Source organism: Pseudomonas kermanshahensis (assembly GCF_014269205.2).
Lineage (GTDB): Bacteria > Pseudomonadota > Gammaproteobacteria > Pseudomonadales > Pseudomonadaceae > Aquipseudomonas > Aquipseudomonas kermanshahensis.
The window spans coordinates 1,630,565-1,649,787 of sequence record NZ_JABWRY020000001.1 but is presented as its reverse complement, the minus strand read 5'-3'; the positions used below and the strand labels follow the sequence as shown (position 1 = coordinate 1,649,787).

Here is a 19,223-nt window from a genome sequence, read left to right as displayed (position 1 = left end):
AAAATGCGGCTCGCCCTTGGCCAAGAACGGCCACAAAGCCTGGGCTGTTACCGCAGTTCAGCACTTGACGCTCGACTGATGCATCCACCATCACCGCTCGCAGCCTCTCGACTTTCCGCTCATGGCGTCGCCAGGGCGAAGCGCCTACCCTGCGCACCTCGAGACTCGAGTACGCTCAGCACATAGAGAGTTAACCCGCATGCCCACCCGTTCCAAGATCATCTATACCTTCACCGACGAAGCCCCCGCCCTCGCCACCTACTCGCTGCTGCCGATCGTCGAAGCCTTCACCGCTTCCGCTGACATCGCCGTCGAAACTCGCGACATCTCCCTGGCCGGCCGTATCCTCGCGGCATTCCCGGAGCAACTGGGCGCCGAGAAGCAAGTAGGCGATCACCTGGCGGAACTGGGCCAACTGGCTACCACGCCTGAAGCGAACATCATCAAGCTGCCGAACATCAGCGCCTCGGTACCGCAGCTCAAGGCCGCGATCAAGGAACTGCAAGGCAAGGGCTTCAACATCCCTGACTACGCCGACGAGCCGTCCACCGAGGCCGAAAAAGAATCTCGCGCCCGTTACGACCGCATCAAAGGCAGCGCCGTTAACCCGGTACTGCGCGAAGGCAACTCTGACCGCCGCGCGCCGCTGTCGGTCAAGAACTACGCACGCAAGCACCCGCACAAGATGGGCGCCTGGGCTGCCGACTCGCAGTCGCACGTTGCCCACATGACCCAAGGCGACTTCTACGGCAGCGAAAAAGCCGCCCTGATCGAGGCCGACGACAGCCTGCGCATCGAGCTGGTCGCCAAAGACGGCACCACCACCGTCCTGAAAGCCAAGACCGCGGTCAAGGCTGCCGAAATCGTCGACTGCGCGACCATGAGCCGCAAAGCCCTGAAAGCCTTCATTGCCGAGCAGATCGCCGATGCCAAGGCCTCCGGCGTGCTGCTGTCGGTGCACCTGAAAGCCACCATGATGAAGGTCTCCGACCCGATCATGTTCGGCGTCATCGTCGAAGAGTTTTATAACGACGTGCTGGCCAAGCACGCCACTGCACTGGCTGAAGTAGGCTTCAACGCCAACAACGGCATCGGCGACCTGTACGCCCGCATCAAAGACCTGCCAGCTGACAAGCAGGCCGAGATCGAAGCCGACATCCAGGCCCTGTACGCCGTTCGCCCGGCCCTGGCCATGGTCAACTCCGACAAAGGCATCACCAACCTGCACGTGCCGAGCGACGTCATCGTCGACGCCTCGATGCCGGCCATGATCCGTGACTCGGGCAAGATGTGGAACACCGCCGGTGAGCTGCAAGACGCCAAGGCGATCATCCCGGACCGCTGCTACGCCGGCATCTACCAGGCCACCATCGAAGACTGCAAAGTCAACGGTGCCTTCGACCCGACCACCATGGGCAGCGTGCCGAACGTTGGCCTGATGGCGCAGAAAGCCGAAGAGTACGGCTCCCACGACAAGACCTTCCAGATCCAGGCCGATGGCGTGGTTCGTGTGGTCGATGGCAAAGGCCAGGTCGTGCTGCAGCAGAACGTCGAAGCTGGTGACATCTTCCGCATGTGCCAGACCAAAGACGCGCCGATCCAAGACTGGGTCAAGCTGGCCGTCAACCGTGCCCGCCTGAGCAACACCCCGGCGGTGTTCTGGCTGGACCCGGCTCGCGCCCACGACGGCGTGATGATCGAGAAAGTCCAGAAGTACCTGAAGGATCACGACACCGCTGGCCTGGACATCCGTGTCCTGGCACCGGTCGATGCCATCAAGTTCTCCCTGGCTCGCATCCGCGAAGGCAAGGACACCATCTCGGTGACCGGCAACGTGCTGCGCGACTACCTGACCGACCTGTTCCCGATCATGGAGCTGGGCACCAGCGCCAAGATGCTGTCGATCGTCCCACTGATGAACGGCGGTGGCCTGTTCGAAACCGGCGCTGGCGGTTCGGCACCGAAGCACGTGCAGCAGTTGGTTGAAGAGAACTTCCTGCGTTGGGACTCGCTGGGTGAATTCCTGGCCCTGGCCGCTTCCCTGGAGCACCTGGGCAACACTTACGACAACCCGCGCGCCAAAGTCCTGGCCAATACCCTGGACCAGGCCACCGGCAAGTTCCTCGACACCAACAAGTCGCCTTCGCGCAAAGTCGGCGGTATCGACAACCGCGGCAGCCACTTCTACCTGACCCTGTACTGGGCCGAGGCCCTGGCTGCTCAGACTGACGACGCCGCCCTGCAGGCGCGCTTCGCACCGCTGGCAAAAGCCCTGGCCGAGAACGAAGCGACCATCGTCGCCGAGCTCAACGCCGTTCAAGGCAAGCCGGCCGACATCGGCGGCTACTACGCCCCGAATGCCGAGCTGACCGCCAAGGTGATGCGCCCAAGCCAGACCTTCAACAGCGCCATTGCCGCCCTGTAAGGTCCGCTTGAAGTAACCCCACAAACCCCGGCCACGCACCGGGGTTTGTGCTTTCTGGATCTTGGGGGCTGCTTTGCAGCCCATCGCCGGCAAGCCAGCTCCCACAGGCAATGTGCATACCCTGAGATTTATGCACCACCTGTGGGAGCTGGCTTGCCGGCGATGGACCGCAACGCGGTCCCGGCAATCGACAAGGACACTTCAATGACCTGGCAACCCCACATCACCGTCGCCACCCTCGTCGAGCACGAAGGTAAATTCCTGTTCGTCGAAGAATTCAAAGCCGGCCAGCACGTCTTCAACCAACCTGCCGGCCACCTCGAACCCAACGAAACCCTGCCCCAGGCCGCCCTGCGCGAAACCCTCGAAGAAACCGCCTGGGAAGTCGAACTGACCGGCGTGGTCGGCATCTACCTGTACACCGCCCCCAGCAATGGCGTGACCTACCAGCGCATCTGCTTCGCCGCCCGCCCCGTGCGCCATCATGCTGACCTGGCACTGGACACCGACATCGTCCGCGCCGTCTGGCTGACCCGCGACGAGCTGCTGGCCGACCCCACCCGCTGGCGCAGCGAGCTGGTGCCGCGCTGCCTCGACGACTACCTCGCCGGCCCGCTGCACAGCCTCACGCTGCTGCGCGACTGACGTGCAGCCTCGGGTTTGATAGAATCGGCGTTTTTCCCCTCTGATACACATCGGTAGCCATGACCAGCCCAGCACTCAAAGACCCCGCCAAGACCCGCGTCATCGTCGGCATGTCCGGCGGCGTGGACTCCTCCGTCTCCGCCCTTCTGCTCATGGAGCAGGGCTACCAGGTGGAAGGGCTGTTCATGAAGAACTGGGAAGAGGACGACGGCACCGAATACTGCACCGCCCGCGAAGACCTGGCCGACGCCCAGGCCGTGTGCGACCGCATCGGCATCAAGCTGCACACCGCCAACTTCGCCGCCGAGTACTGGGACCACGTGTTCGAGCACTTCCTCGAAGAGTACAAAGCCGGCCGCACGCCTAACCCGGACATCCTCTGCAACCGCGAAATCAAGTTCAAGGCGTTCCTCGACTACGCCCTGTCGCTGGGCGCCGACCTGATCGCCACCGGCCACTACGTGCGCCGTCGCGACACCGGCGCGCTCACCGAGCTGCTAAAGGGCCTGGACCCGAACAAGGACCAGAGCTACTTCCTGCATGCGGTTGGCGGCAAAGAGATCGCCCGCACCCTGTTCCCTGTCGGGGAGTTGGAAAAACCAGAGGTACGCGCCATTGCCGAAAAGCATGGCCTGGCCACCGCCAAGAAGAAAGACTCCACCGGTATCTGCTTCATCGGCGAGCGCCGTTTCAGCGACTTCCTCAAGCAGTACCTGCCAGCCCAGCCCGGTGAAATCCAGACCACCGACGGCGAAGTCATCGGCCGCCACCATGGCCTGATGTACCACACCATCGGCCAGCGCCAAGGCCTGGGTATTGGCGGCCTGAAGGACGCCGGCGACGAGCCGTGGTACGTGCTGCACAAGGACCTGGCCCGCAATGTGCTGGTGGTCGGCCAGGGCAATGAACACCCTTGGCTGTTCTCCCGCGCCCTGCTCGCCTCGGAAATCTACTGGGTCAACCCGATCGACCTCAGCAGCCCGCGCAAGCTCACCGCCAAGGTGCGCTACCGCCAGAGCGACCAGCACTGCACCCTGGAACTGACCGAGAGCGGTTACCGCGCCGTGTTCGACGAACCGCAACGCGCGGTCACCCCAGGCCAGTCGGTGGTGTTCTATGACGGTGAGGTGTGCCTGGGTGGCGGCGTGATCGAGACTGCCGAGCCCTGGAGCCCGCGCGCATGAGCAACCTGCAGGAGCAATTGATTGCCCTGGGCGGCGTATTCCAAGCCGCCGTGCTGGTCGACCGCATCGCCCGCACCGGCCAGGCCAGCGAGGCCAACATCGGCTGCATGCTGGGTAGCCTGCTGGTGCGCGACCCCAAGGACACCCTGGAGGTGTTCGGCGGTGACGACCTCAACCTGCGGGACGGCTACCGCGCCCTGGTCGGCGCCCTGGAGCGCGACCCCAGCAGCCTGCAGCGCGAGCCCTTGCGCTATGCCCTGTCCATGCTGGGCCTGGAACGCCAACTGGCCAAGCGCGGCGACCTGCTCGACACCATCGGCAACCGCCTGCCGCAAATCCAGTCACAGGCTGACCATTTCGGCCTGGTTCATGAAAACGTCATCGCTTCCAGTGGCGCCTTGTACCAGGACACCCTGAGCACCTTGCGCCAGCGTATCCAGGTACACGGCGACATGCGCTTCCTGCAGCAGGCCAGCAACGCCTCCAAAATCCGCGCCCTGCTGCTGGCCGGCATCCGCGCCGCGCGCCTGTGGCGCCAGCTGGGCGGCCATCGCTGGCAGCTGGTGTTCAGCCGTCGCAAGCTGCTGAACGAACTGTACGACATGATGCGTACGCCTTCCTGAAGGCAACGCCGACCCTTGTAGGAGCAGCCTTGTGCTGCGAATGGGCTGCCCAGCAGCCCCAGCCTCTCAGGCCTGACTCAAGATTGACGGGGCTGCTGCGCAACCCTTTCGCGACACAAGGCCGCTCCCACAAAGGCACTGCGAGATGTTTTTATAGGCCCGACCTTTGGTCAGCCACCCGACCCGGGCGCTTTTTTCATGTATGATATGCGCCCTTCCAAAAGCCTGACTGTCCGAGAACACCCCATGCAGCTTTCCTCGCTCACTGCGGTTTCCCCTGTAGACGGCCGTTATGCCGGCAAAACCCAGGCCTTGCGCCCCATTTTCAGCGAATACGGCCTGATCCGTTTCCGCGCCCTGGTCGAAGTGCGCTGGCTGCAGCGCCTGGCCGCCCACCCGCAGATCGGCGAAGTACCGGCGTTCTCCGCCGAAGCCAACGCCCTGCTGGACACTCTGGCCACCGACTTCAAGCTCGAGCACGCCGAACGCGTCAAGGAAATCGAGCGCACCACCAACCACGACGTCAAGGCCATCGAGTACCTGCTCAAAGAGCAGGCTGCCCAACTGCCTGAGCTGGCCAAGGTCAGCGAGTTCATTCACTTCGCCTGCACCAGCGAGGACATCAACAACCTGTCCCACGCCCTGATGCTGCGCGCTGGCCGTGACGACGTGCTGCTGCCGCTGATGCGCCAGATCGCCGACGCCATCCGCGCCCAGGCCCACGCCTTGGCCGACGTGCCGATGCTGTCGCGCACCCACGGCCAACCGGCTTCGCCGACCACCCTGGGTAAAGAGCTGGCCAACGTCGTGTACCGCCTGGAGCGTCAGATCGCCCAGGTAGCCGCCGTGCCACTGCTGGGCAAGATCAACGGCGCCGTGGGCAACTACAACGCCCACCTGTCGGCCTACTCGCAGATCGACTGGGAAGCCAACGCCCGCGCCTTCATCGAAGACGAGCTGGGCCTGCAGTTCAACCCGTACACCACGCAGATCGAGCCGCACGACTACATCGCCGAGCTGTTCGACGCGATTGCCCGCTTCAACACCATCCTCATCGACTTCGACCGCGACGTCTGGGGCTACATCTCGCTGGGCTACTTCAAGCAGAAGACCGTCGCCGGTGAAATCGGCTCGTCGACCATGCCGCACAAGGTCAACCCGATCGACTTCGAGAACTCTGAAGGCAACCTGGGTATCGCCAATGCGCTGTTCCAGCACCTGGCCAGCAAGCTGCCGATCTCGCGCTGGCAGCGCGACCTGACCGACTCCACCGTGCTGCGCAACCTGGGCGTGGGCTTCGCTCACAGCGTCATCGCCTACGAAGCCAGCCTGAAGGGCATCGGCAAGCTGGAAGTCAACACCGCACGTATCGCCGCCGACCTGGACGCCTGCTGGGAAGTTCTGGCCGAGCCGATCCAGACGGTCATGCGCCGCTTCAACATCGAGAACCCGTACGAGAAGCTCAAAGAGCTGACCCGTGGCAAGGGCATCACCCCTGAGGCGCTGCTGACCTTCATCGACGGCCTGGACATGCCAGCCGACGCCAAGGCCGAGCTCAAGCAGCTGACCCCTGCCACTTACATCGGTAACGCGGCAGCACAGGCCAAACGCATCTAAGCTGACCGTCGCGTTCAACGCCCGGCTTAGCCGGGCGTTTTTATTCCCGGACGAAAATTACGTTTTTTCAATAGGTTGAACATGAATCCTGATACTCCACTGCAGCTGCTGGGCGGCATCTCGGCCCGCGAATTCATGCGCGACTACTGGCAGAAGAAGCCCCTGCTGGTACGCCAGGCCTTCCCCGACTTCATCAGCCCGATCGAGCCCGACGAACTGGCCGGCCTGGCGCTGGAAGAAGAAGTCGAATCGCGCCTGGTGCTCGAACACGGCGAGCGCCCGTGGGAGCTGCGCCGCGGCCCGTTCGAAGAAGAAGTCTTCGCCACCCTGCCCGAGCGTGACTGGACCTTGCTGGTACAGGCCGTGGACCAGTTCGTCCCGGAAGTGGCCGAACTGCTGGAAGAATTCCGCTTCCTGCCCAGCTGGCGCATCGACGACGTGATGGTCAGCTTTGCAGCCCCAGGTGGCAGCGTCGGCCCGCACTTCGACAACTACGACGTGTTCCTGCTGCAAGGCCACGGCAAGCGCAACTGGAAGATCGGCCAGATGTGCAACAGCGAAAGCCCGCTGATCGAGCACGCCGACCTGCGCATCCTCGCCGACTTCGAACAGAGCGGTGAGTGGACCTTGGAACCTGGCGACATGCTCTACCTGCCGCCGCGCCTGGCCCACTACGGCGTAGCCGAAGACGACTGCCTGACCTACTCGGTCGGCTTCCGCGCGCCAAGCGCTGCTGAAGTGCTGACCCACTTCACCGACTTCCTCGGCCAGTTCCTGCCGGACGAAGAGCGCTACAGCGACGCCGACGCCCAGCCGGTCAGCGACCCGCACCAGATCCAGCACGACGCCCTCGACCGCCTCAAAGGCCTGCTCGACAAGCACATGGGTGACAAAGACCTGCTGCTGACCTGGTTCGGCCAGTTCATGACCGAGCCGCGCTACCCGGAGCAGGTCGTGGGTGAAGAGCTCACTGAGGAACAGCTGATCGAAGCGCTGGAAGATGGCGCCATCCTGATCCGCAACCCAAGCGCGCGCATGGCCTGGTCCGAGCTCAACGACGACCTGATGCTGTTCGCCAGCGGCCGCAGCTGCCCATTGCCGGCCAAACTGCGTGAGCTGCTGAAGCTGGTCTGTGCTGCCGATGCGTTACACATCGAAAACCTTGCAGAGTGGCTGCAGGATGAAGATGGCCTTATGCTGGTACAGCAGCTGATCAAACAAGGAAGCCTGGGATTCGCCAATGAATAAGATTCGTGTGCGCCTCGCCGACTGGCATAAGGACAACGCCGACATCCGCCGCATCCGTGAGGCGGTGTTCATTGCCGAACAGCACGTACCACCGGAGCTTGAGTGGGATTCGGACGATCCGACCGCGGTGCACTTCCTGGCCCTGGAGGGTGACTACCCGATCGGTACCGCCCGCCTGCTGCCTGACGGCACCATTGGCCGGGTCTCGGTGCTCAAGGACTGGCGCGGCCTGAAGGTTGGCGATGCGCTGATGAATGCGGTCATCGTCGAGGCCCAGAACAGCGACCTGAAGCAGCAGATGCTCAGTGCCCAGGTACACGCCACGCCGTTCTACGAGCGCTTGGGCTTTCGCGTAGTCAGCGAAGAGTTCCTTGAAGCCGGCATCCCGCATGTGGACATGGTGCGCGACTCGCGCGCCTGATCCATAAGCCGTGGTTTCACTGACCCCTTCGCGGGGCAAGCCCGCTCCCACAGGTCCTCCACTGCATTCAGGATCAGTGCAAGACTTGTGGGAGCGGGCCTGCCCCGCGAAGAGGCCAGCAAAGACAATACATCTCCACTGACAAAAACCTGTACATCCATCCAGATAAAACTTGCCTCTGCGCCCCTGCTTGCGCATCCTAGTGCCCATCACCCCCGATGAAGCGTGCTCGGCCATGCGCCTGTTCCTCTGCGAAAAACCCTCCCAGGCAAAAGACATCGCCAAAGTGCTCGGCGCCAACCGCAAGGCCGACGGCTGCTGGCAAGGCACCGACGTCTGCGTCACCTGGTGCATCGGCCACCTGCTCGAAACCGCCCCGCCCGACAGTTATGACGAACGCTACAAGCGCTGGAACCTCGCCGACCTGCCGATCATTCCCGAAAAATGGAAGATGCTGGTCAAGCCCAAGACCGCCAGCCAGTTCAAGGCCGTCAAACGCCTGCTAGGCGAGGCGCGCGAGCTGGTCATCGCCACCGACGCCGACCGCGAAGGCGAAATGATCGCCCGCGAACTGGTCGAGCACTGCCGTTACCGCGGGCCGATCCAGCGCCTGTGGCTGTCGGCCCTTGATGATGCCTCCATCCGCAAGGCCCTGGCACGCCTGCTGCCGGGCCAGGAAACCTTCAGCCTTTATCACTCGGCGCTGGGCCGCTCCCGCGCCGACTGGCTGATCGGCATGAACATGAGCCGGCTATTCACCTTGCTCGGGCGCCAATCCGGCTACCAGGGCGTACTGCCGGTAGGCCGGGTACAGACCCCGACCCTGCGCCTGGTGGTGGACCGTGATCGCAGCATCGCCGACTTCGTCCCGGTACCGTTTTGGGCCATCGACGTGCAACTCGAACAGGCTGGCCAGGGCTTCAACGCTCAGTGGCGAGCACCAGAAGATGCTTGTGACGACCAGGGCCGGTGCCTCAACCAGGTGCTGGCGCAACAGGCTGCCGCCGACATGGGCAATGCGGGCACTGCCCGCGTGGCCAAGGTGGCGACTGAACGCGTACGCGAAGCCGCCCCCCTACCCTTCGACCTGGGCACCCTGCAGGAGCTGTGCTCAAAGAAGTTCGGCTTCGGCGCCCAGGAAACCCTCGACATCGCCCAGGCCCTGTACGAAACCCACAAACTGATCACCTACCCGCGCAGCGACTGTGGTTACCTGCCGCTGAGCCAGCACGCCGAGGCCCCCGCCATCCTTGCCGCCCTGCAGCGCGCCGATGCCAGCCTGGCGCCGCTGCAGGCTCACCTGGAGCCCCAGCGTCGCTCCCGCGCCTGGAACGACGCCAAGGTCAGCGCCCACCACGGCATCATCCCCACTGCCGCGGCCAGCGACCCCTCGCGCCTGCCCGCTAAGTACAAGGCGGTCTACACCCTCATCCGCGCCCGTTACCTGGCGCAGTTCCTGCCCAACCACGAGTACGACCGCACCCAGGCCGATTTCGACTGTGCAGGCCATGCCTTGCGTGCTGTGGGTAAGCAGATCGTCGAGCCTGGCTGGCGCCGTGCCTTGCCCGAGGCGCTGACCCCGGCCAAAGGCCGCGAGGCGCCGCCGGCCCAGGTTCTGCCAGCCCTGCGCGAAGGCCAGGACTGCAACGTGCAAGGACTGCAACTCAAGGACATGTGGACCCAGCCACCCAAGCCCTTTACCGAAGGCGACCTGATCAAGGCCATGAAAAACGTCGCCAAACTGGTAGATGACCCGCGGTTGAAGCAGAAGCTCAAGGAAACCACGGGCATCGGCACCGAAGCGACACGGGCCAGCATCATCCAGGGCCTGCTCGACCGTGGTTATCTGGTCAAGAACGGCAAGGCCTTATCCGCGACGCCCGCAGCCTTCAGCCTCATCGACGCCGTACCCAGGGCCATTGCCGACCCCGGGACGACGGCCATCTGGGAGCAGGCCCTGGACATGGTGCAGAGCGGCGAAATGAGCCTGGAAGAGTTCGTCGCCCGGCAGTCGGCCTGGATGGGTAAGCTGGTCGAACGCTGCAGCAGCATGCGCATGACCATTACCGCGCCAGCGGCCGGCGCAGCGCCACCTTGGAAAAAGAAGCGCCGGGGCGGCGGCAAAAGTAAAGCCACCGGAAGCAAACCGACCGCAGGCAAGCCAAGGCAGCCTCGTAAAAAGGCAGCGACCTGAAGCCTGAGGTGTATCTGTAGGAGCGGGCTTGCCCGCGAAAGGACCAGCACAGGCACCACCAAAACACAGGTAAACCATAAAACCCGACCAACGCACTGGCGCCGTGAAATTTACCTGCTAAATTTTCATGAAAATAATCACAATAATTTTCATGAGGCACCGGCATGTTCAAGCAATCCGCGCAACACATCGCCAGCTATTACGCCCAGACCTACCCCACCCGCATTCCCCTGCGCCCCACCCTGCAAGGCCGCCACGACACCGACATCCTCATCGTCGGCGCAGGTTTCAGCGGCCTGCACACCGCCCTGAGACTGACCATGGCCGGCAAGCGTGTCACGCTGCTGGAAGCAAGCCGTGTGGCGTGGGCCGCTTCCGGGCGCAACGGCGGCCAAGCGTTGCTGGGCTGGTCGTGCGACATGCCACCGCTGGAGAAGGCCCTTGGCGTAGAACGCACCCGGCGCTTGTGGGACAGCATGTGCTGGGCGGCCGATGAAATGCGTGAGCTGCCACAGCGCCATGGCTTCGATATCGACTACCGGCTTGGCAGCTTGTGGACAGCCGTGCTGCCGCGCCGCGTAAAAATGCTTGAAGAAGCCCTGCACGACGCCGAAACCAAATGGGGCTATGACGCCCTGCGCCTGATAGGGCGCGACGAGCTACCCCAGTGGATCGACAGCCCACGCTACCAAGCCGCGCTGTATGACGCCAAAGGCGCCCACCTCAACCCCCTCAAGCTCGCCCAAGGCCTTGCCAGCAATATCGAAGCAGCCGGTGGCCATATTTTCGAGCAAAGCCAGGTGCTCGGCTACCAGCAGACTGGCAACGGTTATGTGACCCGCACTGAGCATGGCGAGGTACACAGCCAAATTCTGGTATTGGCCTGCAACGCGTACATCGACCGCCTCGACCCGGACCTGTCGCGCCGCTTGCTGCCCGTCGGCTCCTACCAGGTCGCCACCGCGCCTCTGGAAGCCGACTTCGCCAAGTCATTGTTGCCGCGCAACAGCTGCGTGATCGACAACCAGTTCGTACCCGACTATTTCCGCCTTACCCCCGACAACCGCCTGCTGTTTGGCGGCGGCTGCACCTACCTGGGCGGCATCCCCAAGGATGTGGCCAGCGCCACCCGCCCTTACCTTGAACGGGTGTTCCCGCAGTTGGCCGGCGTGGCCATCGACTATGCCTGGGGCGGCCACATCGACTGCAGCATCCAGCGCACCCCCGACATCGGCCGGGACGGCGAGCGCTATTGGTTACAAGGCTTCTCGGGCCACGGCGTGCTGCCGACCCTGGCCGGGGCGCGGGCGGTCAGCGATGCGATCCTTGGCAACGACGACCTGCTGGCGCTGTACCAAGGTATCGATAACGGCCGCTTCCCAGGCGGCGACTTGATGGCCGCACCGCTGGAAGCCGCAGCCAAAGCCTGGTACAGGTTGCGCGACCATGTCTGATGAAGTTCAAACACTGGCGCTGCTGATTCGCGACCTGCGCAAGCACCGCGGGCTGACGCTCGACGAGTTGGCCGGTAAGGTCAAGCGCTCACTGGGGTTTCTGTCACAGGTCGAGCGCGGCTTGTCACGGCCGACCGTGGCCGACCTGACCGCAATCAGCGAAGCGCTGCACGTACCGACCACCTACTTCTACCAGGCCGGCCAACCCCGGCCGCTGGACTGGGTTACCCGACCAGGTGAGCGGCGCACCATTTACTACGCCGAAGGCATCAGCGATGTGCTGGTGTCGCCTACCTTGAATGGCGGCTTTTCCATGCTCGAAAGCCACTTGGCGCCCGGCGCCAGCAGTGGCGAGGGGCACCTGAACGACAGTTCCGAGCAAGGCGGTTTCGTCCTGGAAGGTGAGCTGACGCTGTGGCGCGATGGCCACGCCGAGGCCGTCACGCTCCGGCGCAACGACAGCTTTCAGCTGCCGCCGCACAGCCAGTTCCGCTACGCCAACCTGACCGACCAGACGACCCGGGTTCTCTGGGTCTTCCGATGAGAGCACAGCATGACCATCACAACAGGTTTTCCCGATCTGCTCAGTGAAGTACGCGCCTTCCGTGCCCGCTACCCCGAAGTACGCCAAGTCGACCTGCTGAGCCTGGACATCCCCGGGCATTTCTACGGCAAGCGCTACCCCGTCGACATGCTGGAAAAGGTCGCCGCCGGCAGCCCGCTGAAACTGCCGCAGAACTGCGTGTTGCTAGGGGTACAGGGCGGGCTGTTCCCGATTGGTGACTACTGTTTCAGCGACGGCGACCCGGATGCCGTGCGGCGCCTGATCCCCGGCACCCTCAAGCCAGTCACCTGGGAGCGCGAGCCGCTGGGGCAGATGTTGATCAGCTCCGACGGCACCGCCGCGCCCATCGAGTTCGAGCCCCGGGAAGTGCTCGCCCGCGTACTGCAACGCCTGGCGCGGCGTGGCATTCGCCCGGTGGTGGCGTTCGAGCTGGAGTTTTACCTGTTCGAACGGGCACTGAAGGAAGGGCTGCCGCAGTTCCCCCGCGACCCGTTCAGCGATGACCCGGACGATCAGCCCAACATGCACATCGAGCGCCTGTCGCGCTTCAGCGACGTGCTGCGCGACATGGTCGAAACGGCCAATGCCCAAGGGGTGGATGCCAATGTCATCACGGCCGAACTGGGGCCGGGCCAGTTCGAGATCAATTTCGGCCACTGCGACGACGGCCTGCGCGCCGCCGACTGGGCTGCCCTGTTCTGCCGCAGCACCCGTGGCGTGGCGCTCAAGCACGGGCTGCGTGCTTCGTTCATGAGCAAACCCTACCTGCACGCCCCTGGTAGCGGCATGCATGTACACGTCAGCCTGTACGACAACGACGGCAACAACCTGCTGGCTGCCGATGGGCAACGCCCGCTGCGCCATGCGGTGGCGGGCTGCCTGGCGGTCCTGCCGCACTGCATGCCGATCTTTGCAGCCAACCACAATGCGTTCCGTCGCTACGGCGCCATGGTCAACGCCGCCAGCCGTGCGAGCTGGGGCTATGAAGACCGCGATGCGTGCATACGCATTCCCGAGTCCGATGTACGCAATTTGCGCATCGAGCATCGTCTGGCTGGCGCGGATGCCAACCCGTACCTGGTGCTGGCGGCGATCCTGTGCGGGATGGAGCATGGCCTGGATGCGGCGCAGGAGCCGATCACACCGCTGAACGAAGACCGCGGCAGCGGCATCGACTTCCCCAAGGACATGCTCAGCGCAGTCCCCGCGATGCGCAGCCACCCCGCAGTGAATGAGGGGCTGGGGGAAGAATTCGTGATGGTGTATTGCGAGAACAAGCGGCAAGACCACTTGGCATTCATGCAAGAAGTCAGCGCCAGGGAGTACCGCTGGTTCCTGTAATGGCTCGATTGCCGGTGCCGGCCCTTTCGCGGGGCGAGCCCGCTCCCACAGGTTTACTACCAGGTTAAAGACGGTGATATACCTGTGGGAGCGGGCTTGCACCGCGAAAAGGCCAGTACTGACAACACAGAAATCTCTCCTACTCTCAATAGCTCACCCCCACAGGTTTACTACCCGGTTAGAGACGGTGGTATTCCTGTGGGAGCGGGCTTGCCCCGCGAAGAGGCCAGTACTGACAACTCAGAAATCTCTCCTATTCTCAATAGCTCACTTGGCAATCCCCTGCATAGAGGAGACGCGACCATGAGCTACGTAACCACGAAGGATGGCGTTCAGATCTTCTACAAAGACTGGGGCCCGCGCGATGCGCCGGTCATTCACTTCCACCACGGCTGGCCGCTCAGTGCCGATGACTGGGATGCCCAGTTGCTGTTCTTCCTGGCCCAAGGCTTTCGCGTGGTCGCCCACGACCGCCGCGGCCACGGGCGCTCTAGCCAGGTGTGGGATGGCCATGACATGGACCACTACGCCGATGACGTAGCCGCCGTGGTCGACCACCTGGGCATCCAGGGTGCGGTGCATGTCGGCCATTCCACGGGGGGCGGCGAAGTGGTGCGCTACATGGCACGCTACCCCGGCGACAAGGTGGCCAAGGCGGTACTGATTGCTGCAGTGCCACCGCTGATGGTGCAGACACCGTCCAACCCAGGCGGCCTGCCCAAGTCGGTCTTCGACGGCTTCCAGGCCCAGGTCGCGAGTAACCGGGCGCAGTTCTACCGCGACGTGCCCACGGGGCCTTTCTACGGTTATAACCGGCCCGGGGCCAAACCGTCGGAAGGCATCATCGGCAACTGGTGGCGCCAAGGCATGATCGGCAGTGCCAAGGCGCACTACGACGGCATCGTGGCGTTTTCGCAGACTGACTTCACCGAGGACCTCAAGCGCATCACCCAGCCGGTGCTGGTCATGCACGGTGACGATGACCAGATCGTGCCTTACGAGAACGCGGGCCCGTTGTCGGCCAAGTTGCTGCCTAATGGCACGTTGAAGACCTACAAAGGGTATCCGCACGGCATGCCGACCACCCATGCCGATGTGATCAATGCGGATTTGCTGGCGTTTATACGGAGTTGATGTAACCCCCTGTAGCGGCCTTTTCGCGGGCAAGCCCGCTCCCACACGACTTTCACTGCCTTCGAACCAGTGAAAACCTGTGGGAGCGGGCTTGCCCGCGAAAGGGCCCGCATTGGCAACATACAGCCGCCAGGACTAACATGTGGCACTTCTAGCGCGGCTGTTTGCCGCGCCCTTGCCTTCCTGTGTGCACAAAAAACCAATGCCCTTCGAACTCACCGTAGAACCCCTCACCCTACTCATCCTGGCCCTGGTCGCCTTCGTCGCCGGCTTCATCGACGCCATCGCCGGCGGCGGCGGCCTGCTCACCACCCCGGCCCTGCTCACCGCCGGCATGCCGCCACACCTGGTGCTGGGCACCAACAAGCTCAGCTCTACCTTCGGCTCGGCCACGGCCGGCTTCACTTACTACAAGCGCAAACTGTTCCACCCCGCGCAGTGGCGCCCGGCGTTGTTCGCTACCCTGGTAGGCGCCTCGCTGGGTGCGGTGATCGCCCACTACCTGCCCGCCGAATGGCTGAACAAGATGCTCCCGGTCGTGGTCTTCGCCTGCGGCGTCTACCTGCTGTTCGGCGGCACGCCCAAGGCGCCGCTGGATGCCGACGCACCGATCAAGAAGAAATGGCAGGCCCCCCAAGGCTTCACGCTGGGCTTCTACGATGGCGTAGCGGGCCCCGGCACTGGTGCGTTCTGGACCGTGAGCACCCTGCTGCTGTACCCGATCGACCTGGTGCGCGCCAGCGGTGTGGCGCGCAGCATGAACTTCGTCAGCAACATCGCGGCGCTGACGGTGTTCATCATTTCCGGGCAGGTGGATTATGTCGTCGGCCTGTGCATGGGCCTGTCGGTGATGGTGGGTGCGTTCTTCGGCGCACGCACGGCGATCAGCGGCGGCAGCAAGTTCATCCGCCCGGTCTTCATCACCGTGGTGCTGGCGCTTACCGTGCGCCTAGCGTGGCAGCACTGGTTCGGGCAGGCCTAAGCGTTCAGCCACGTACAAATCGATCAGGTACCGGGCGATGGAACGCCCGGCCGGCAGCGGCGGCAGGTCATGCACGCTGAACCACTGGGCATCCTCGATCTCGTCGGGCTGCATGACGATCTCGCCGCCCGCGTACTCGGCATGGAACCCCAGCATCATCGAATGCGGGAACGGCCAGCACTGGCTGCCGACGTAACGGATGTTCTGCACCTCGACCGCTACCTCTTCACGCACTTCGCGCACCAGGCAATCCTCGGCCGACTCGCCGGGCTCGGCAAAACCCGCCAAGGTGCTGTAGACACCGGTGACGAAACGCGGCGAGCGCGCCAGCAGAATCTCGTCACCGCGGGTGACCAGCACGATCATGCTCGGCGAAATGCGCGGGTAGCTGCGCAGGTCGCAGGGCTGGCAGTACATCGCCCGCTCCCAACGGATTTGCGTCATCGCCTGACCGCAGCTACCGCAAAAACGGTGCTCGCGGGCCCAGGTACCAATCTGCGCGGCATAACCCAGCACCTTGTACAGGTCGAAGTCGCCTTCGAGCATGAACGCGCGCAGGCCACGCCAGCTGCAACCTGGCAGGTCGGTGGCGCCGCGCAGTGCAAGCAGGAACACCGGCTCGCCATCGAAGTGACCGATGCCATGCTCGCACAGCACGTCCAGGTCCTGGCGCTTGAGCCATTCGCGGGGGAACAGCGCGCCGTTGTCGTCCACCAGGAACCCTTCCGGGCTGCGGGCGACGGCCAAGCCCCCGGTGATCTGCGGGTCGAGTACTGCGGTAGTCCAGCGTGCTGACATGTCGGGGTTCCTTGCTGCGCGCCCCCCGACCCAGTCAGTCGGCGAACGTCGGTTTCTGTTTGCTCATGTGCGCCGCCACGGCCACGCGCAGGTCTTCAGACTGCAGCATCGCGGCGTTCCAGGTGGCGATGTATTCAAGGCCATCGTCAATGCGATGGTCACGCATGTAGCTGAGCATTTCCTTGGTGCCGGCCACGGCGATCGGCGATTTTGCGGCAATCTCACGGGCGATGGCAAAGACCCCGTCAAGCAGCGCGGCCTGATCATCATAGACCCGGTTGACCAGGCCGATGCGCAGCGCCTCATCGGCCTCGACGTTGCGCCCGGTGAATGCCAGCTCGCGCATGATGCCGTCGCCAATGATACGTGGCAAACGTTGCAGCGTGCCGACATCGGCGGCCATGCCCATGTCGATTTCCTTGATCGAGAACTGCGCATCTTGGCTGCAGTAGCGCATGTCGCACGCCGAGATGAGGTCGATGGCGCCCCCAATGCAGTAGCCCTGGACTGCCGCCAGCACCGGCTTGCGGCATTTGTCGACGGCATTGAACGACGCCTGCAGGCGCAGGATGGTGCTGCGCAACAAGCGCGCATTACGGCCAACGTCCTTGCCCAACTGGCCGGCCAGCGAGGCCAGCATCATCAGGTCGATGCCGGCAGAGAAATGCTTGCCCGCACCGCTAATGACGACGGCGCGCACCGCATCGGTGTCGTCGACCCACTGGAAGATGTCGATGATCTCCTCCCAGAAGGCAGCGTTCATCGCGTTGACTTTCTCGGGGCGGTTGATCTGGACGTGGGCGATGCTATCAGTCAGTTCAACCTTGAACGCGCTGTACTCGGTCACGGGCGGCACTCCTGCTGGGAAAGGGTCATGACGCAGGATGTTAACCCAGCCAGGAGGCCGCACTTGTGCCAAAAGCAGGACGGCAAATCTTGCCTAAGTCGGCTCGATCCGGCACCGTGCGCCATCGCTGAATCATAAGGATACATATTCATGCCCCGCTCCCTGCCCGGTGCGCTCGCCCACAACTTCCTGGGCCAGTCACCGCTTTGGTATAAGGCTGTCATCGGCCTGTTCCTGGTGCTCAACCCCTTGCTGTTGCTGACTGCGGGCCCGGTCACGGCGGGCTGGGTGCTGGTGATCGAATTCATCTTCACCCTGGGCATGGCGCTCAAGTGCTACCCGTTGATGCCTGGCGGCTTGTTGCTGGTCGAAGCACTGCTGCTCGAGATGACCACCCCACAGGCCCTGTACGAAGAGCTGCTGCACAACTTCCCGGTGATCCTGCTGCTGATGTTCATGGTCGCCGGCATTCACTTCATGAAAGAGCTGCTGCTGTTCCTGTTCTCGCGGATCTTGCTCGGTGTGCGCTCGAAGGCGGCCCTGTCGCTGCTGTTCTGCGTGCTGTCAGCGTTCCTCTCGGCCTTTCTCGATGCGCTGACAGTCACGGCGGTGATCATCAGCGCTGCCGTGGGCTTCTACGCGGTCTTTCACCGCGTTGCTTCGGGTGCCAACCCGCGTGAAGAAAGCGCGCTCGACAGCGACCAGCAGATCCCGCAACTGCACCGTGAAGACCTCGACCAGTTCCGCGCCTTCCTGCGCAGCCTGTTGATGCACGGTGCGGTGGGCACTGCATTGGGCGGCGTGTGCACGCTGGTGGGCGAACCGCAAAACCTGCTGATAGGCCATGAAATGGGCTGGCACTTCGCCGACTTCTTCCTCAAGGTCGCCCCGGTGTCGTTGCCGGTGCTCGGCGCCGGGCTGTTGACCTGCGTAGCGCTGGAAAAACTACGCCTGTTCGGCTACGGCACACTGATGCCTGAACGCGTGCGCCAGGTGCTGGCTGCCTACGCCGCCGAAGATGACGCCGCCCGTACGCCGGCACAGCGCGCCGCGCTGTGGGTACAAGGCAGCGCCGCGCTGATCCTGATCATCTGCCTGGGCCTGCACATTGCCGAAGTGGGCCTGATCGGCCTGCTGGTAATCGTGTTGATCACTGCGTTCACCGGCATCACCGACGAACACCGCCTGGGCCGCGCCTTCCAGGATGCCATGCCGTTCACCGCGCTGTTGGTGGTGTTCTTCGCCGTGGTCGCGGTGATCCATCAGCAGCAGTTGTTCAGCCCGCTGATCGCCTGGGTACTGGCGCTGCCCGCCGAACAACAACCGGGCATGCTGTACCTGGCCAACGGTTTGCTGTCGGCGATCAGCGACAACGTGTTCGTCGCCACTATCTACATTACCGAGGTCAAGCAGGCCTTCATGAACGGTGGCATGAGCCGCGAGCATTTCGAGACGCTGGCGGTGGCGATCAATACCGGCACCAACTTGCCGAGCGTGGCAACGCCGAATGGGCAAGCGGCGTTCCTGTTCCTGCTGACCTCGGCGATTGCACCGCTGATCCGCCTGTCGTACGGGCGCATGGTGTGGATGGCGTTGCCCTATACCGTGGTCATGGGTGGGCTGGGCTGGTGGGCGGTGACTTACTGGCTGTAAAACCTGGCGGCGTGGGGATATTCGATACAACTTTTCCCGCACGCCCGCATCGAAGCAAAGGTAAATCCACATCCGCTTCAAGGAGGTTCGCT

Annotated in this window: 16 protein-coding genes; 14 read left to right on the top strand and 2 right to left on the bottom strand. The window is 63.5% G+C overall.

The genetic code is table 11. The annotated features are described in order from the left end of the window. The first annotated feature begins 199 nt into the window (after window positions 1–199). The 13 genes from HU764_RS07515 to HU764_RS07455 all read left to right on the top strand — a co-directional run bounded on the left by HU764_RS07515 (window position 200) and on the right by HU764_RS07455 (window position 15,833). On the top strand, window positions 200–2,425 hold the full coding sequence (locus HU764_RS07515; protein ID WP_186681206.1) for an NADP-dependent isocitrate dehydrogenase: 2,226 nt from the start codon (window positions 200–202) through the stop codon (window positions 2,423–2,425). Window positions 2,426–2,629: 204 nt separating this feature from the next. Then, on the top strand, window positions 2,630–3,070 hold the full coding sequence (locus HU764_RS07510; protein ID WP_186703740.1) for an NUDIX hydrolase: 441 nt from the start codon (window positions 2,630–2,632) through the stop codon (window positions 3,068–3,070). A 59-nt stretch (window positions 3,071–3,129) separates the two neighbouring features. Then, entirely contained in the window at window positions 3,130–4,254 is a 1,125-nt protein-coding gene (mnmA, locus tag HU764_RS07505; RefSeq protein WP_027592740.1) for a tRNA 2-thiouridine(34) synthase MnmA, read from the top strand. After that, entirely contained in the window at window positions 4,251–4,877 is a 627-nt protein-coding gene (gene hflD, locus HU764_RS07500; protein WP_027592741.1) for a high frequency lysogenization protein HflD, read from the top strand. Before mnmA ends, hflD begins: the two co-directional genes overlap by 4 nt. A gap of 246 nt (window positions 4,878–5,123) precedes the next feature. Next, window positions 5,124–6,494, top strand: a complete 1,371-nt coding sequence (purB, locus tag HU764_RS07495; protein ID WP_027592742.1) for an adenylosuccinate lyase — start codon at window positions 5,124–5,126, stop codon at window positions 6,492–6,494. An 81-nt stretch (window positions 6,495–6,575) separates the two neighbouring features. Further along, window positions 6,576–7,742 carry a ribosomal protein uL16 3-hydroxylase gene (locus tag HU764_RS07490; RefSeq protein WP_099428812.1) on the top strand — a complete coding sequence of 389 codons (1,167 nt, stop codon included), beginning with the start codon at window positions 6,576–6,578 and terminating at the stop codon, window positions 7,740–7,742. After that, window positions 7,735–8,163: a GNAT family N-acetyltransferase gene (locus HU764_RS07485; RefSeq protein WP_027592744.1), complete on the top strand. Its 429-nt coding sequence runs from the start codon at window positions 7,735–7,737 to the stop codon at window positions 8,161–8,163. The genes HU764_RS07490 and HU764_RS07485 overlap by 8 nt, the downstream gene beginning before the upstream one ends. Before the next feature lie 235 nt (window positions 8,164–8,398). Continuing rightward, complete coding sequence (locus tag HU764_RS07480; protein WP_186681242.1) at window positions 8,399–10,357, top strand: DNA topoisomerase III; 1,959 nt, start codon at window positions 8,399–8,401, stop codon at window positions 10,355–10,357. A gap of 164 nt (window positions 10,358–10,521) precedes the next feature. Further along, the gene (locus HU764_RS07475) at window positions 10,522–11,811 is read left to right on the top strand and encodes an NAD(P)/FAD-dependent oxidoreductase (protein WP_186703739.1); all 1,290 of its coding nucleotides are present in this window, start codon (window positions 10,522–10,524) and stop codon (window positions 11,809–11,811) included. Continuing rightward, the gene (locus HU764_RS07470) at window positions 11,804–12,355 is read left to right on the top strand and encodes a helix-turn-helix domain-containing protein (RefSeq protein ID WP_027592747.1); all 552 of its coding nucleotides are present in this window, start codon (window positions 11,804–11,806) and stop codon (window positions 12,353–12,355) included. Before HU764_RS07475 ends, HU764_RS07470 begins: the two co-directional genes overlap by 8 nt. A 15-nt stretch (window positions 12,356–12,370) precedes the next feature. Beyond that, complete coding sequence (locus tag HU764_RS07465) at window positions 12,371–13,717, top strand: glutamine synthetase family protein (protein WP_217835016.1); 1,347 nt, start codon at window positions 12,371–12,373, stop codon at window positions 13,715–13,717. 303 nt (window positions 13,718–14,020) lie between these two features. Then, the gene (locus HU764_RS07460; protein WP_099428807.1) at window positions 14,021–14,851 is read left to right on the top strand and encodes an alpha/beta fold hydrolase; all 831 of its coding nucleotides are present in this window, start codon (window positions 14,021–14,023) and stop codon (window positions 14,849–14,851) included. A gap of 202 nt (window positions 14,852–15,053) precedes the next feature. Further along, a complete protein-coding gene (locus tag HU764_RS07455; protein ID WP_186681218.1) occupies window positions 15,054–15,833 on the top strand; it encodes a TSUP family transporter in 780 nt (259 codons plus the stop codon). Here HU764_RS07455 and nudC read toward each other — a convergent pair. Then, on the bottom strand, window positions 15,801–16,631 hold the full coding sequence (gene nudC / locus HU764_RS07450) for an NAD(+) diphosphatase (RefSeq protein WP_186681221.1): 831 nt from the start codon (window positions 16,629–16,631) through the stop codon (window positions 15,801–15,803). The genes HU764_RS07455 and nudC overlap by 33 nt on opposite strands. Window positions 16,632–16,665: 34 nt before the next feature. After that, the gene (locus HU764_RS07445; RefSeq protein ID WP_099428805.1) at window positions 16,666–17,478 is read right to left on the bottom strand and encodes a crotonase/enoyl-CoA hydratase family protein; all 813 of its coding nucleotides are present in this window, start codon (window positions 17,476–17,478) and stop codon (window positions 16,666–16,668) included. A 150-nt stretch (window positions 17,479–17,628) separates the two neighbouring features. Between HU764_RS07445 and nhaB the strand changes: the two genes are divergently transcribed. After that, window positions 17,629–19,131, top strand: a complete 1,503-nt coding sequence (nhaB, locus tag HU764_RS07440) for a sodium/proton antiporter NhaB (protein ID WP_186681223.1) — start codon at window positions 17,629–17,631, stop codon at window positions 19,129–19,131. Window positions 19,132–19,223 lie beyond the last annotated feature (92 nt).

Bases quoted from the DNA above. Each gene is read 5' to 3' on its own strand.
- HU764_RS07515 (WP_186681206.1), top strand. From the start codon at position 200: ATGCCCACCCGTTCCAAGATCATCTATACCTTCACCGACGAAGCCCCC.
- HU764_RS07510 (WP_186703740.1), top strand. From the start codon at position 2,630: ATGACCTGGCAACCCCACATCACCGTCGCCACCCTCGTCGAGCACGAA.
- mnmA (WP_027592740.1), top strand. From the start codon at position 3,130: ATGACCAGCCCAGCACTCAAAGACCCCGCCAAGACCCGCGTCATCGTC.
- hflD (WP_027592741.1), top strand. From the start codon at position 4,251: ATGAGCAACCTGCAGGAGCAATTGATTGCCCTGGGCGGCGTATTCCAA.
- purB (WP_027592742.1), top strand. From the start codon at position 5,124: ATGCAGCTTTCCTCGCTCACTGCGGTTTCCCCTGTAGACGGCCGTTAT.
- HU764_RS07490 (WP_099428812.1), top strand. From the start codon at position 6,576: ATGAATCCTGATACTCCACTGCAGCTGCTGGGCGGCATCTCGGCCCGC.
- HU764_RS07485 (WP_027592744.1), top strand. From the start codon at position 7,735: ATGAATAAGATTCGTGTGCGCCTCGCCGACTGGCATAAGGACAACGCC.
- HU764_RS07480 (WP_186681242.1), top strand. From the start codon at position 8,399: ATGCGCCTGTTCCTCTGCGAAAAACCCTCCCAGGCAAAAGACATCGCC.
- HU764_RS07475 (WP_186703739.1), top strand. From the start codon at position 10,522: ATGTTCAAGCAATCCGCGCAACACATCGCCAGCTATTACGCCCAGACC.
- HU764_RS07470 (WP_027592747.1), top strand. From the start codon at position 11,804: ATGTCTGATGAAGTTCAAACACTGGCGCTGCTGATTCGCGACCTGCGC.
- HU764_RS07460 (WP_099428807.1), top strand. From the start codon at position 14,021: ATGAGCTACGTAACCACGAAGGATGGCGTTCAGATCTTCTACAAAGAC.
- HU764_RS07455 (WP_186681218.1), top strand. From the start codon at position 15,054: ATGCCCTTCGAACTCACCGTAGAACCCCTCACCCTACTCATCCTGGCC.
- nudC (WP_186681221.1), bottom strand. From the start codon at position 16,631: ATGTCAGCACGCTGGACTACCGCAGTACTCGACCCGCAGATCACCGGG.
- nhaB (WP_186681223.1), top strand. From the start codon at position 17,629: ATGCCCCGCTCCCTGCCCGGTGCGCTCGCCCACAACTTCCTGGGCCAG.